Below are 13,087 nucleotides of genomic sequence, written 5' to 3'. Positions count from 1 at the left end.
GGAAGCGAGTGCGCAAGGGCTACTTTCCGCGGGCCCGCCGCTGGAAGCGAGTGCGCTTCAGCATCTTCTTGTGCTTCTTCTTGCGCATCCGCTTGCGGCGCTTTTTGATCAACGATCCCATGGTGCGCCCACGCTAGTCCGGCCAGCATCACCAGCAATAACCCGAGCGTTCATCCAGCGGCAATGAAGTAGCCTGCAAATGGTGCCTGATGACTGCCAAGCAAAGGGCTCTTTGGCGAGTAGTTCAAGTGGCAGAACGCCTGGCTTTGGACCAGGAGGTTGCAGGTTCGAGTCCTGCCTCGCCAGCCACACGAGTAATCGCGCTAGAAATACACCCGTGAAGGTGCAGAGCGGGTTGGCCCGCTGAACCCATGACGACTGATTTTCTGCCCCTGTCTGCGGTGGTGATGGCCGCGGGCCGGGGCGCTCGCATGAGATCGGGGCGGCCCAAGCCTCTGCATGACGTTTGCGGTCGGGCCATGCTGCTGCACGTGATAGACGCGGTGGCTGCGGTCAATCCCCGCCAAATCACTGTTGTGGTGGGATTTGGCGCGGAAGAAGTGGCCAAGCACGTCACCGAAGAGGCTTTCGATCTGCGCATCGACTTTGTCGAGCAACCGGTGCAGAGGGGCACGGCTGATGCCGCCGCACTGGGCCTTTCGGCTCTGGACAGCGATGTTGATGATGAAGACGTGCTGGTGGTATCGGCCGACATGCCGCTCATCCAGGGACAGACACTGCGGGGCCTGGCCGCCCAGCATCGGCTCTCAGGGACGGCGGCCACCGTGGCTACTGCGGCCGAGGAGAACGCTGAGGTCTTCTGCTTCCGCCGCGGCCTGCTGTCTCCGGCCCTGCGCCGACTGGCGGCCAGCGACTCGGGCCGCGAATACAGCCTTGCTGATGCGGTCGCCGTGCTCACCTCTGCCGGACATGACGCAGGGTCGTTCGCCATTGCCGAGGCTGAGGCGCAGGGGGTGGACGATCGGGAGCAGCTCGCTTTCGCCGAGGCGGAGATGCGCCAGCGCATCAATCGCAACTGGATGGTGGCCGGGGTGCGCATCATGGCGCTTCACAGTGCCTACATCGACGTCAGTGTGAAACTGGCCCCCGATGTGGTCATTCACCCCGGTGTCGTGCTCAGAGGCCAGACAGTGATCGGCGAGGGTGCGGTGATCGGCCCCCACACCCACTTGGTGGACTGCGTGGTCGGTCCTCGAGCGGTGCTGGAGGCGGTGTCGGCCACCGATGCCGAGATCGGTGCCGACGCCCATGTGGGGTCCTACATCACACTGGAGCCCGGCGCCCAGATCCCGCCTGCTTCGACGCAAGGAGACTGAAACGATGGAACTGGTTACCAAAAAGAAGCTGGCCATCATCTCGGGACGGGCCAATCACGATCTGGCCGCCGAGATTGCCGAGGCGCTTGATGAAGAGCTGGTGGAGCCCAATATCGCCGACTTCGCCAACGGCGAGATCCACTGCCGGTTTGAGGAATCGGTGAGGGGCACCGACGTGTTCATCGTCCAGAGCCACACCGCCCACGGCGACGCCTCCATCAACGACGCGGTTATGGAGCATCTCATCATGGTGGACGCCGCCCGGCGAGCATCGGCCAAGCGGATCACCGCGGTGTGCCCCTTCTACGGGTACGGTCGCCAAGACCGCAAAGCTGCGGGCCGCGAGCCCATCACCGCCAAGCTGATGGCCAACTCCTTCCGCACCGCCGGGGCCAACCGCATGCTGAGCGTCGATCTCCACTCCGGCCAGATCCAGGGATTCTTCGACGGCCCCTGGGACCACCTCACCGCCATGCCGGTGCTGGTGGACTATCTCAAGGACTTCAACGGCGATCTGGTGATCGTGTCGCCCGACGCCGGCCGGGTGAAGGTGGCCGAGCGCTACACCAACGAGCTGGATGCCGACCTGGCCATCGTCCACAAGCGCCGGGCCATGGATGTCAAGCACGCGGTGGAAGTCATCGAGGTGGTGGGCGACGTGGAGGGCCGCACCTGCGTGCTCATCGACGACATGATCGACACCGGTGGCACCATCGTGGCCGCGGCCGACGCCTTGGCGGCCCGGGGAGCAGCCACCATCGTCGCCGCAACCACCCATGGCGTGTTCTCCGGCCCGGCCGTCGACCGGCTCAAGAACTCGGTGATCTCCAAGGTGGTGATCACCAACACCCTGCCGCTGTCTCCCGACAAGCAGATCGACAAGATCGAAGTGCTCTCGGTGGCCCGTATCATCGCCGACGCCATCGACGCCGTATTCGAAGACACCTCCGTCTCCGAAATCTTCGGCGGCAAGAACCTCTCCTAGCCGTTAGAGGTTTTGGGTTTTGGCCCGATAACATTTCTAGCTGCGCTATGGCTGAGCTGATCTTGAAGACCGACACCTCGCGAGAGCTGGGAACCCGGCCGTCGCGTCGCCTGCGCCGGACCGGGCGGGTGCCCGGTGTGGTGTACGGGCTGGGAGGGGAGTCGGTTTCTGTGGCGGTGGATGCCAGGGAGCTGCGGTCGGCCCTGACCACCGATGCCGGTCTCAACGCCCTGCTCACTTTGGAGGTGGACGGCGACCGCCAGCTCGGCCTGGTCAAAGACTTGCAGCACCATCCCATTCGCAACGAGGTCATCCACGTGGACTTCATCCGGGTGGATGCCGACGTTGCCGTGGAGGTGGAGGTTCGGATGGTGCTCGAGGGTGACGCCACCGCGGTGACCAACGAAGACGGTGTGGTGGACCAGGCCGCCTTCACCATCCGGGTGCTGGCCAAGCCGGAGGCCATTCCCAACGAGCTGACCATTGACATCAGCGAAATGGTGATGGGCGACTCGGTGAGGGCCGGCGACCTCGAACTGCCCGAAGGGGTGGAATTGGCGGGCGACCCCGACGAGTTGGTGGCCAGCACTTCGATACGGGTCATGGAGGTCGAAGCGCCCGAGGTCGATGAAGAGCTCGAGGTGGAGCTGGACGAAGACGGCCAGCCGATTGTCCGCGAGGACACCGACGAAGACGCCGAGCAGGCCGACGCCGCCACCTCCGAAGACGCCGAGAGCTGAGCTGATCGGCGCCTGTCGCCGTGCCTTCCCGCTGGCGATCCCGCAAGAAGCACACCGACACCCCGGCCGATCTTGTGATCGTGGGGTTGGGCAACCCCGGGGACAAGTTCGTCGGTTCCCGCCATAACGTGGGTGCCGAGGCGGTGGAGCTGCTGGCCGAGCGCTACGGCCAGACGCTGCGCAAGAGCCGGGAAGCGGCGCTAGTGGCTGAGGCCCGGGTTGATGGTCGCCGGGTGGTGCTGGCCTTTCCTCAGACCTTCATGAATAAATCGGGCGAGGCAGTGCGGGCGCTGGTGCGGCGTTGGAGCATCGCCGAGCATCTGGAGCGCCTGGTGGTGATCCACGACGAGCTTGATCTGCCCCCAGGGCGAGTCAAGGTGAAACACGGCGGGGGGTTGGCCGGCCACTATGGCCTGTCGTCCATCAAGGGCCACCTTCGCACCGCCGACTTCACCCGGATTCGCGTCGGAGTGGGCAAGCCCCCCAATCCCCAAGCCGGCGCCGACTATGTGCTGAAGCGGCCGGGCCGGGCCGATCGCGACCTGTTGGACGATGCGGTAGAGCGGGCTGCTGAGGCCGCATTGGCCCTGCTCGACCATCCGGTTGAGATCGTGATGAACAGGTTCAACTGATGGTGAGCAGGTTTGGCCGATGACGGACAGGCTCAATTGATGGTGAGCAGGTTTGGCCGATGACGGACAGGCTCAACTAATGGCCACCGCGGTTGCTGCTGTGGGGCCGGGTTTGGCTGGCCTTGGGCGGATGCTGGCTGCCGACCCCGCGGTGATCGACGTGCTTGGAAGACGCGTCGCCTCGCTGGCCGTGGCCGAGTCGGGCCAGGCTGCGGTGCTGGCCGCTATTGCCGAGTTGAACGGCCGCCGACCAGTGGTGGTGGCCACGCCCACCACTTCCGACGCCGAGCGCTTGGCCGGCGACCTGTCGACGATGCTCAACGGCAGTGTCGCCCTGTTCCCGGCGTGGGAGACCTTGCCGTTCGAGCGGATCAGCCCTGGAGTAGAGACGATGGGCCGGCGTTGCCAGGCCATCTGGCAGCTCCACCACCCTCAGCAGTGCCCGGCGGTTTTGGTGGCCCCGGTTCGTGCCCTGCTTCAGCGATTGGTGTTTGATTCCGACGATGCCGAGCCAGTGAGGGTGGCGTCGGGCGATCGGGTTGATTTGGGCCAGTTGGCCGCTGACCTGGCCGCCCGGGGCTACCGGCGCGACGTGCAGGTGGAGCACCGGGGCGTGTTCGCGGTGCGGGGTTCCATCGTGGATGTGTTCCCGTCTACCGCCGACAGCCCAATCCGCATCGATCTGTGGGGCGATGAGGTGGACCGCCTCACCGAGTTCTCGGTGGCCGATCAGCGTTCCACCCAATCGCGGGAGCAAGTTGAGATATTTCCTGCTCGGGAGGTGCGGCCAGTGCCGGCGGTTCGGGCCGCGGCCGAGAGGCTGGTGGCCTCCCGCCCCTGGGGTCGGGAGCAGTGGGAGCGCCTGTCTGAAGGCCAGTTCTTCGACGGGATGGAATCGTGGCTGCCGTGGCTCATCGACACCGACGAGATCATCACCGACCGCCTCGGCTCCGATGCCTTGATGGTGCTGCTGGAACCGGGGCGGCTCCGGGACCGGGCGTCTGACATCGCCGCCGAGGAGGCCGACTTGGCCGGTGCGCTGGCCCAGACCTGGGGAGCGACCGGCGAAGAGTTCCCCCGCCTGCACGTGGACTACGACCGGTTGCTGGTCGCCTGCTCGTCGCCGGTGTGGACCATGACCGCAGTACCGCCCGGGCCGACTACCCCGGTGGTGTCGGTGGGGGGCTGGGCCTCGGCCATTGGTGATCCGTCGGCTCCGGTGGAGCAGGTATCCCGGCTGCTGGGCGAGGGGTACCGAGTGCGGGTGGCGGCCGATGGAGAAGGGTCGGCCAACCGTTCCGCCGCCGTGCTGCGCGAGCACGGGGTGGACCTCCCAGTTCGAATTGGCGAGGGTGCAGGATTCGGCGACGCTTCCGATCCGGGGGCTAGCGCTGGCGTCAGAGACGCTTCCGATTCGGGTAGCTGTGTGGTGGTTGCCCCCCTCCAACGGGGGTTTGTGCTGCCCGACTCCCGCCTGGCCGTGCTGGGTGAGGCCGACCTCACCGGCCGCCGTCGGGCCCACCGGCGCAGCCGCCCCCGACCGTCGTTGGCCCAGGAGATGGACGATTTGGCGGCGGGCGACCATGTCGTCCACCGCCATCACGGCGTGGGCCGCTATGGCGGCATGGTTACCCGGACCATTGCCGGGGTCACCCGCGACTACCTGTTGGTGGAGTATCGAGGTGGCGACAAGCTGTACGTGCCCACCGATCAGGTGGACGCCGTGCGCCGCTATTCCGGGGGCGAGACCCCCACCCTCAGCAAGATGGGGGGTGCCGACTGGCAGCGGACCAAGAGCGGGGTGCGCTCCGCGGTCAGCGAGATCGCCAAGGAGCTGGTGGTGCTGTACCAGCGCCGCGTTACCACCCCCGGTCGGGCGTTCTCCGCCGACACGCCGTGGCAGACCGAGATGGAGTCGGCCTTCGGCTACCAGCTCACCCCCGATCAGCACAAGGCCATCACCGACGTCAAGGCCGATATGGAGCAGCCCCTGCCCATGGACCGGCTGATCTGCGGCGATGTGGGTTTCGGCAAGACCGAGGTGGCCATACGGGCGGTGTTCAAGGCCGTTCAAGACGGATCACAGGCTGCCGTGCTGGTGCCCACCACCCTTTTGGCCCAACAGCACTACCAGACCTTCAGCGAGCGGTTCGCCGGCTATCCCATCCGGGTGGAGGTGCTGAGCCGGTTCTTGTCGCCCGGTCAGGCCCGCAAGGTGGTGTCGGGGTTGGCCGACGGGTCGGTGGACGTGGTGATCGGCACCCACCGCCTGCTGTCCGACGACGTGTCGTTTCGGAACCTGGGGCTGTTGGTGGTGGACGAGGAGCAGCGCTTTGGGGTCACCCACAAAGAGGCCATCAAGTCGATCAAGGCCGACGTCGACGTGATCACCCTTACCGCCACGCCCATCCCCCGCACCTTGGAGATGAGCCTGACCGGCATCCGCGACCTCACGCTTTTGCACACACCCCCCGCCGACCGCCAGCCCATCTTGACCTATGTGGGGGCCTACGACGAGCGCCCGGTGGCCGAGGCCATCCGCCGGGAGCTGCTGCGCGACGGCCAAGTGTTCTTCGTACACAACCGGGTGGCCAGCATCGACCACGTGGCCGCTGATCTGAGAGATCTGGTGCCCGAGGCCCGCATCGCGGTGGCCCACGGCCAGATGGACGAGGGCACCCTGGAACAGGTGGTGATCGACTTCTGGGAGCACGCCTACGACGTGCTGGTATGTACCACCATCATCGAGTCGGGCATCGACATGCCCACCGTGAACACCCTGGTGGTTGACCGGGCCGACTTGCTGGGACTAGGCCAGCTCCACCAGCTTCGGGGCCGGGTGGGGCGGGCCGGGACTCGGGCCTACGCCTACCTGTTCACCCCCGAGGGGCGGGTGCTCACCGAGGAGGCCTACGAGCGGCTCAAGACCATTGGCGAGGCCACCGAGCTGGGATCGGGGTTCAAGATCGCCATGAGAGACTTGGAGATCAGGGGCGCGGGCAACATGCTGGGCACCGGCCAGTCGGGCCACATCGCCGCAGTGGGCTACGACCTGTACTGCCAGCTGGTCACCGAGGCGGTGGCCGAGCTGAAGGGCGAGACCCCGCCCGAGCCGGTGGAGATCAACATCGACTTGCCGCAGGCTGCCAGCATTCCCGCCGACTACATGCCCAAAGAGGAGCTGCGTCTGGAGGCGTACCGCCGGGTGGCCGCCTGCGTTACGCCCGACCAGGTGGACGACGTGGCCTCGGAGTGGGCCGATCGCTATGGGCCGATCCCTGAGGTGGCCCAGGTGCTGCTGGGGGTGGCCCGGCTGCGGTGCGAGTGTCTGCGCACCGGCGTTCGGGAGGTGGCGGTGGCGAAGGGCCCCGGCTTTGGCGGCCCCAAGTGGCTGGCCCGGATCAGTCCGGTGAGACTCCGGCCTAGCCGCCGGGTGCGCTTGGAGCGCCTCTACCCGCGAGCGGACTACTTGGAGGCCCCTGGGCTGCTGAAACTCCCGCTGGATTCCGCCGCTGTCGCCGTGGACACCCTCATCGCCACCCTGCGGGATCTGGTTCCCGACGACGAGCCGGCCGAGGCGGCGGCATCGTGATCGCGAAAGCGGCGTGGCTGGGGGCAACATCGTGATAGGCAGGGCAACATGGCCAAGGTGATCGTTGCCGGTCTTGGCCCGGCCGGACCCGAGCTCATCACCGGGGCGGTGCTGGGCGCTATCAGCCAGACCAGCCGCCGCTTCGTCCGCACCCGGCGCCATCCCGCAGCCGCCGCGGTGGAACCGGCCGAGTCGTTCGACGACCTCTACGACCGGGCATCTTCCTTCGAGGAGGTGTATCGGGCCATTGTGGATCGACTGGCCGCGGAGGCCGAACACGGTCACCAAGACGTGCTCTACGCCGTGCCCGGCTCCCCGCTGGTGGCCGAGCGCACGGTGGAGCTGTTGCGGGCTGAGTCCGGCGTGGAGCTGGAGGTGCTGGCCGGCCTGTCGTTCGCCGACCTGGCGTGGGACCGGCTTGGTGTCGACCCACTGTCCGCTGGGGTGCGGCTGGTGGACGGTCGCCGCTTCGCGGTGGACGCCGCCGGGGAGCGGGGGCCGCTGCTCGTGGCCCAGTGCGACGCCGCCCATGTGCTGAGCGAGGTCAAGCTGGCGGCCTTGGACTCCCTCGACCGCTCGGCCGCCGCCGGGACCCACCCGCCGGTGGTGGTGTTGCAGCGCCTGGGTTTGCCCGACGAACAGGTCTTCGAGGTGGCCTGGGCCGATCTGGACCATGAGGTGGACCCCGACCATCTCACATCGCTCTATGTGCCCGAGCTCGGCGCGCCCATCGCCGGAGAAGTGGCCCGGTTTGCCGATCTGGCCATTGAACTGCGCCGTCGCTGTCCCTGGGACCAGGAGCAGACCCACCAGTCGCTGCGGGGCCATCTGCTGGAGGAGACCTACGAGGTGCTGGAAGCGCTGGACGGGGTAGACCCCGACACATTGTCGGGCTACGAGGAGCTGGAGGAGGAGCTGGGCGACCTGCTCTATCAGATCGTTTTCCACTCGGTGCTGGCTGCCGAGGCCGGCCAGTTCACCCTGGCCGACGTGGCCCGGGGGATCCACGACAAGCTCAAGTCCCGCCATCCCCATGTGTTTGGCACCCCCGATTCCGGTCTGGTCGAGGTGGAGGACTCCGATGAGGTGCTGGCTAACTGGGAGGCCATCAAGCGGGATCAAAAGGGGCGGTCATCGGTGATGGACGGCATCCCGCCGGGGTTGCCCGCGCTGCTGTTTGCCGACAAGGTGATCCACAAGGCCCGCTCGGTGGGAGTGGTGCCCGACGTGGACACCGCCACGGTGGCCGGCCGCCTCTACGACGCTGTTCTGGCCGCTCAAACCGCGGGTTTGGACGCCGAATCTGAGCTCCGAACCTTCGCCAATGCCGTTGGAGAGCAAATTCGCGCCCGTGAAATTTCTTCTTTGTAATTTGCGGCAATCCCTAGTCAAACCGGGCTTTATCGTCTATTTTTGTAACTCCAGCCACATCAATAACACGCGATGGGCGAGGGAATCCCTGAAAGACCTGGATTTTGAGCGCGATCACACGGGTAGTCGGCCGAGAGGTCTTGGACTCAAGAGGTAACCCTACCGTTGAGGTTGAGGTTGCCTTGGAGTCTGGTATATCCGGGCGGGCCATGGTTCCCTCGGGGGCGTCCACCGGCCGCTATGAGGCGGTGGAGCGGCGCGACGGAGGCGAACGGTATCTGGGCCGGGGAGTGGCCAGCGCGGTGGCCTCGGTCAACGGCGAGATCGCCGATGCTGTGGTCGGGACCGACGCCGCCGACCAGCGGGATCTAGACCTGGCGATGATCGACCTGGACGGCACCGACGGGCTCAGCCGTCTGGGTGCCAACGCGGTGCTGGGGGTTTCTTTGGCTGCGGCTCATGCCGCGGCCGCCGACAGCGGCCTGTCGCTGTTCCGCTACATCGGCGGGGCCAACGCCCACGTGCTGCCGGTGCCCATGATGAACGTGCTCAACGGCGGGGCCCACGCCGCCAACAACATCGACCTCCAGGAGTTCATGGTGGTCCCGGTGGGGGCGGCCTCATTCCGCGAGGCCCTGCGCTGGGGGGTCGAGACCTACCACAATCTGCGCCGCCTGCTGGTGGAGCGGGGCCTGTCGGCCGGTATCGGCGACGAGGGCGGCTTCGCCCCCGATTTGGACTCCAACGAGGCCGCGGTGGCGGTGTTGGTGGACGCCATTGAGGCCGCCGGGCTGAGGCCGGGCGACGACATGGCCCTGGCCCTGGATGTGGCCTCCACCGAGTTCTTTGCTGACGGCGAGTACCACTTGGCTGGGGAGAACCGGTCGCTCAACTCCGCCGGCATGGCCGCCTATCTGGCCGAGCTGTGTGACGCCTACCCCATCGTGTCGATCGAGGATGGGATGGACGAGGACGACTGGGATGGCTGGGCGCTGCTCACCAAGGCGCTCGGCGGGCGGGTGCAGCTGGTGGGCGACGACTTGTTCGTGACCAACACCGAGCGGCTGGCCCGGGGTGTCGAGTTGGGCGTGGCCAACTCCATCCTGGTGAAGGTCAACCAGGTGGGCACCCTCACCCGCACCCTGGAAGCGGTGGAGCTGGCCACCGCGTCGGGCTACACCTCGGTGATGTCGCACCGCTCGGGCGAGACCGAGGACGCCACCATCGCCGATTTGGCCGTGGCCACCAACTGCGGCCAGATCAAAACCGGTGCTCCGGCCCGCAGCGACCGGGTATCGAAGTACAACCAGCTCCTGCGAATCGAGGAGGAGCTGGGCGAGGCCGCCGCCTACCGGGGAGGCGAGGCGCTCGCCACAGCCACGGAGGTGGGGCAGTGATCGCCCTGCGCCGCTCTGTGATCCCGGTGGTGGTTGTTCTGGTGCTTCTGGTGGCGCTGTTCTACGCCGCATTCCCCACTCGGACCTTCATGGACCAGAGTTCGGCCATTGATGACGCCCGGGCGGAGTTGGATGCCCTGCACGAGGAGTACTACGCCCTCCGGTCTCGTTTGGATGAGCTGTCGAACCCCGAGGAGATCGAGCGTCTGGCCCGGTCGGAGTACAACCTGGTGTACCCCGGCGAAGAGGCCTACGCCCTACTGCCCTCGCCGCCGGAGCCAGTCGAGCTTCCCGACTTGTGGCCTCTGAACGCCCTGGTGAGTTCCCTCAGCCGATAGCGGGATAGCTTCAGAGCATGACCAGCTCTGACAACTCCCCGGTTCCGCACTATCCCGATCTGCTGCGCCTTGACGGCAAGGGCTTCGTGGTGGTCGGCGCGGGGCAGGGCATGGGCCGCCAAACCAGCCATGCGCTGGTGCAGTGCGGTGCCCGGGTGGTTTGCGTGGATATCGACGCCGACCGGGCCGCGGACATCGCCGAGGAGGTGGGCGGCACACCGTGGTCGGGCGACGCCACGGCGCGGGCTGATGTGGAGCGACTGCTAGAAGACTCGGTGGCCGCACTGGGCCAGGTGTACGGGCTGGTGGACATCATCGGCATGGCCGAGTGGGGCTTCATCGTGGACATGGACGACGGAATGTGGGACCGGCAGATGGCCATCAACCTGCGCCACGCCTATCTGCTGGGCCAGGTGTTTGGCAGCCACATGGTGGCCAACGGAGAGGGGTCGATGGTGTTCATCGCCTCCGCCTCGGGGATGGACGGCGCCCCCAACCACGCCGCCTACGGGGCAGCCAAGGCCGGGCTGATGGCCTGGGTGAAGTCGATGGCGGTTGAGATGGGCCCCCACGGGGTTCGGGCCAATGCGGTGGCCCCGGGGGCTATCGCCACCCCCCGGATCATGGACATGCTGAGCGATGCCCAGCGCGCCCACTCCAGCGGCAACGCGCCGATCGGCCGCATGGGCCTGCCCGCCGACATCGCCGGAGCGGCGCTGTTCCTGTCGTCGCCGCTGGCCAGCTACGTGAGCGGCCGCACCTTGCTGGTGGACGGCGGCGTTGGTGCCAAGTTCCCCTACTCCTCTCTCAGCGTTTTGGATGATTGACTGAGGGGTCATGCCGGAGCGGTCGCACTACGACGTTCTGGGTGTGTCTCCCGGCGCCAAGCCCGATGCCATCCGACGGGCCTACTTGCGCCAGGCCCGCCGGTGGCACCCCGACCGCCCGACGGGGGACGCCGAGCAGATGCGGGCCGTCAACGAGGCCTGGGAAGTCTTGGGCGATATTCGATCCCGCGCTGCCTACGACCGGAGTCTGGCCCGAAGCGCGCCCCGTCCACCCAGCCCGTTTCCACCGGCGGGCTCTCGTCCGCCACCCAACGCTCCCCGTCTCGCGGCCAGCCCCCGATCTTCTGAGCCCCCTTCAAGCCCGCCTCTCGAGATCGTCGGCATCCGCTGGCGATGGCTCAGCCTGGCGGCGGTCGTCTTGGCTGCGATGGCGGTTGTAGTGATTTTCCTAGCCACGTCGGCCATCGACGACTCCGATCCGACCAGCCCGCCCACGGCGTCTGCGCCGGTCTCCGAGTCCCGCCCCGAGTCCGGTGACTGCTTTCGCATCGGCACTACCACCCTCATCACTGTGCCCTGCGATCACCCCCACGACGGCAAGCTCGTGGAGTGGGTTCCATTGGGCGCTCCCTGTCCCCCCAACACCGACCTTCACTGGGTGCGCTCCGCCCAGGAAGCTGTCTGCTATCTGACCCCGTCTGGCTAGCTGCCCAGCGCGCCGCGGCGAAGGCGCGAGATCACCGCCGACATGGCCAGGAATCCGATGACGCTGGGGAGGGTGACGATGGCGATGGCGCTGCCCACCGAGAGTCGGCTGGCGGCCAGCGTGCCGACCAGCAGCGGCACGGTGAGGTTGGCGGTTCGGAGGCCGCCGGTGAGCGCCCCGAGACCGGCACCCGGCCGCCCGGGGTGCTGGGCCGCGGTGTCGTAGAGGATCGGGCTCAGGTTGGCCACCCCCAGGCCGGCAACGGCGTATCCGATGAGGGTGAGGTTCTGGCCGGGAGACAGGGTGGCAGCAGCCAGCCCGACGCCGGTAATGACGATCGACATGCTGAGGAGTCGGGTCCCTCCTACCCGGGCGGCGATGAAATCGCCGGAAAAGCGGCCCCCGGTCATCCCTGCGGCGACGGCCACATAGCCCAGGGCGGCCACGCCGGTGGTGGCCGCGAAGTCGTCGGCGAGCCGGAATGCGGCCCAGTCGATAGCGGTTGATTCAAGGGCAATGGAGAAGAATCCGACCAGCAGAAAGGCCGACAGCACGGGCGAGATCCGTCGCTTTGCGGCACTGCCCCTCTCCGCCGCGCCGGTAGCGTCGCTACCAGGGTGCTCGTCGATTCGCAGCAGTCCCCGGCTGGCGAAACCGAGGGCCATGAGCAGGATTGCCGCGGCACATATCAAGTGGGCGGATACCGAGATGCCCGCCGAAGCGATTCGAGACGCGGAAACGCCACCGATCAGAGTCCCCAGGCTCCACAGGCCGTGCAGGCGGGTCATCACCGGCGTGTGTCGCCGAGCGCTCAGCCACGACCCTTGCATGTTCATGGCCACGTCCATCAGCACGTCGAAGGTTTGCAGGGCGATCAAGCCCACCAGGAGCACTAGCGGGGTGCGGGCGATGCCGATGACCGGGAGCGACAGGGCAGTGAGCGCGCCGGCGGCCAGCATCACCTGCCGGGTTCCGAAGCGGCTGACGGCCGGACCGACCACTGCACTTCCCACCAGGCCGCTGACGCCGGCGATCGACAGGAGCAGGCCAACTTCGGCCACGCTGATGTCCACTCGGTCTCGGATCTCGGGAAGCCGGGGGATGAACGATGCGAACAGAGCCCCGTTGACGAAGAACTGGACGGCGACTGCTCGCAGCGCCCGTTGATCCGATGCGGTGAACATAGCGAACGGGCAATAGT

Annotated in this window: 12 protein-coding genes and 1 tRNA gene; 11 read left to right on the top strand and 2 right to left on the bottom strand. The window is 67.0% G+C overall.

Annotated elements, in window-relative coordinates; translation table 11 throughout:
* Positions 1–19: 19 nt before the first annotated feature.
* Positions 20–121, bottom strand: a complete 102-nt coding sequence (locus ACOQPI_RS16660; protein WP_419847603.1) for a 30S ribosomal protein bS22 — start codon at positions 119–121, stop codon at positions 20–22.
* A gap of 112 nt (positions 122–233) precedes the next feature.
* Here ACOQPI_RS16660 and ACOQPI_RS16655 point away from each other — a divergent pair.
* The 11 genes from ACOQPI_RS16655 to ACOQPI_RS16605 all read left to right on the top strand — a co-directional run bounded on the left by ACOQPI_RS16655 (position 234) and on the right by ACOQPI_RS16605 (position 11,886).
* Positions 234–309: transfer RNA gene (locus tag ACOQPI_RS16655), tRNA-Gln, on the top strand.
* Between the two features lie 62 nt (positions 310–371).
* Positions 372–1,337, top strand: coding sequence for an NTP transferase domain-containing protein (locus ACOQPI_RS16650; protein WP_420620733.1), 966 nt, complete (start codon positions 372–374; stop codon positions 1,335–1,337).
* A 4-nt stretch (positions 1,338–1,341) separates the two neighbouring features.
* The gene (locus ACOQPI_RS16645; protein WP_420620732.1) at positions 1,342–2,322 is read left to right on the top strand and encodes a ribose-phosphate diphosphokinase; all 981 of its coding nucleotides are present in this window, start codon (positions 1,342–1,344) and stop codon (positions 2,320–2,322) included.
* A gap of 47 nt (positions 2,323–2,369) precedes the next feature.
* Complete coding sequence (locus tag ACOQPI_RS16640; RefSeq protein WP_420620731.1) at positions 2,370–3,062, top strand: 50S ribosomal protein L25; 693 nt, start codon at positions 2,370–2,372, stop codon at positions 3,060–3,062.
* A gap of 20 nt (positions 3,063–3,082) precedes the next feature.
* Positions 3,083–3,694, top strand: a complete 612-nt coding sequence (gene pth, locus ACOQPI_RS16635; RefSeq protein ID WP_420620730.1) for an aminoacyl-tRNA hydrolase — start codon at positions 3,083–3,085, stop codon at positions 3,692–3,694.
* A gap of 79 nt (positions 3,695–3,773) precedes the next feature.
* Positions 3,774–7,286, top strand: a complete 3,513-nt coding sequence (gene mfd / locus ACOQPI_RS16630) for a transcription-repair coupling factor (RefSeq protein ID WP_420620729.1) — start codon at positions 3,774–3,776, stop codon at positions 7,284–7,286.
* Positions 7,287–7,334: 48 nt separating this feature from the next.
* A complete protein-coding gene (locus tag ACOQPI_RS16625; RefSeq protein ID WP_420620728.1) occupies positions 7,335–8,657 on the top strand; it encodes a MazG nucleotide pyrophosphohydrolase domain-containing protein in 1,323 nt (440 codons plus the stop codon).
* 104 nt (positions 8,658–8,761) lie between these two features.
* Positions 8,762–10,054 carry a phosphopyruvate hydratase gene (gene eno, locus ACOQPI_RS16620; protein ID WP_420620727.1) on the top strand — a complete coding sequence of 431 codons (1,293 nt, stop codon included), beginning with the start codon at positions 8,762–8,764 and terminating at the stop codon, positions 10,052–10,054.
* Complete coding sequence (locus ACOQPI_RS16615) at positions 10,051–10,392, top strand: FtsB family cell division protein (protein WP_420620726.1); 342 nt, start codon at positions 10,051–10,053, stop codon at positions 10,390–10,392. The genes eno and ACOQPI_RS16615 overlap by 4 nt, the downstream gene beginning before the upstream one ends.
* Before the next feature lie 17 nt (positions 10,393–10,409).
* A complete protein-coding gene (locus tag ACOQPI_RS16610; RefSeq protein WP_420620725.1) occupies positions 10,410–11,219 on the top strand; it encodes an SDR family NAD(P)-dependent oxidoreductase in 810 nt (269 codons plus the stop codon).
* A 10-nt stretch (positions 11,220–11,229) separates the two neighbouring features.
* A complete protein-coding gene (locus tag ACOQPI_RS16605; RefSeq protein WP_420620724.1) occupies positions 11,230–11,886 on the top strand; it encodes a J domain-containing protein in 657 nt (218 codons plus the stop codon).
* Here the strand turns inward: ACOQPI_RS16605 and ACOQPI_RS16600 are convergent.
* Positions 11,883–13,070 carry an MFS transporter gene (locus tag ACOQPI_RS16600; protein ID WP_420620723.1) on the bottom strand — a complete coding sequence of 396 codons (1,188 nt, stop codon included), beginning with the start codon at positions 13,068–13,070 and terminating at the stop codon, positions 11,883–11,885. The genes ACOQPI_RS16605 and ACOQPI_RS16600 overlap by 4 nt on opposite strands.
* Positions 13,071–13,087: the final 17 nt, after the last annotated feature.

This window comes from Candidatus Poriferisocius sp. (genome assembly GCF_965219815.1).
Classification (GTDB): Bacteria; Actinomycetota; Acidimicrobiia; order Acidimicrobiales; family Bin134; genus Poriferisocius.
Note: the sequence above shows the minus strand (reverse complement) of the source record. Positions and strands in the feature narration are given on the sequence as shown.

Excerpts from the sequence above, each read along its gene's own strand:
- ACOQPI_RS16640 (WP_420620731.1), top strand. The coding sequence starts at position 2,370 with ATGGCTGAGCTGATCTTGAAGACCGACACCTCGCGAGAGCTGGGAACC.
- ACOQPI_RS16605 (WP_420620724.1), top strand. The coding sequence starts at position 11,230 with ATGCCGGAGCGGTCGCACTACGACGTTCTGGGTGTGTCTCCCGGCGCC.
- ACOQPI_RS16650 (WP_420620733.1), top strand. The coding sequence starts at position 372 with ATGACGACTGATTTTCTGCCCCTGTCTGCGGTGGTGATGGCCGCGGGC.
- ACOQPI_RS16600 (WP_420620723.1), bottom strand. The coding sequence starts at position 13,070 with ATGTTCACCGCATCGGATCAACGGGCGCTGCGAGCAGTCGCCGTCCAG.
- ACOQPI_RS16660 (WP_419847603.1), bottom strand. The coding sequence starts at position 121 with ATGGGATCGTTGATCAAAAAGCGCCGCAAGCGGATGCGCAAGAAGAAG.
- ACOQPI_RS16625 (WP_420620728.1), top strand. The coding sequence starts at position 7,335 with ATGGCCAAGGTGATCGTTGCCGGTCTTGGCCCGGCCGGACCCGAGCTC.
- mfd (WP_420620729.1), top strand. The coding sequence starts at position 3,774 with ATGGCCACCGCGGTTGCTGCTGTGGGGCCGGGTTTGGCTGGCCTTGGG.
- ACOQPI_RS16645 (WP_420620732.1), top strand. The coding sequence starts at position 1,342 with ATGGAACTGGTTACCAAAAAGAAGCTGGCCATCATCTCGGGACGGGCC.
- ACOQPI_RS16610 (WP_420620725.1), top strand. The coding sequence starts at position 10,410 with ATGACCAGCTCTGACAACTCCCCGGTTCCGCACTATCCCGATCTGCTG.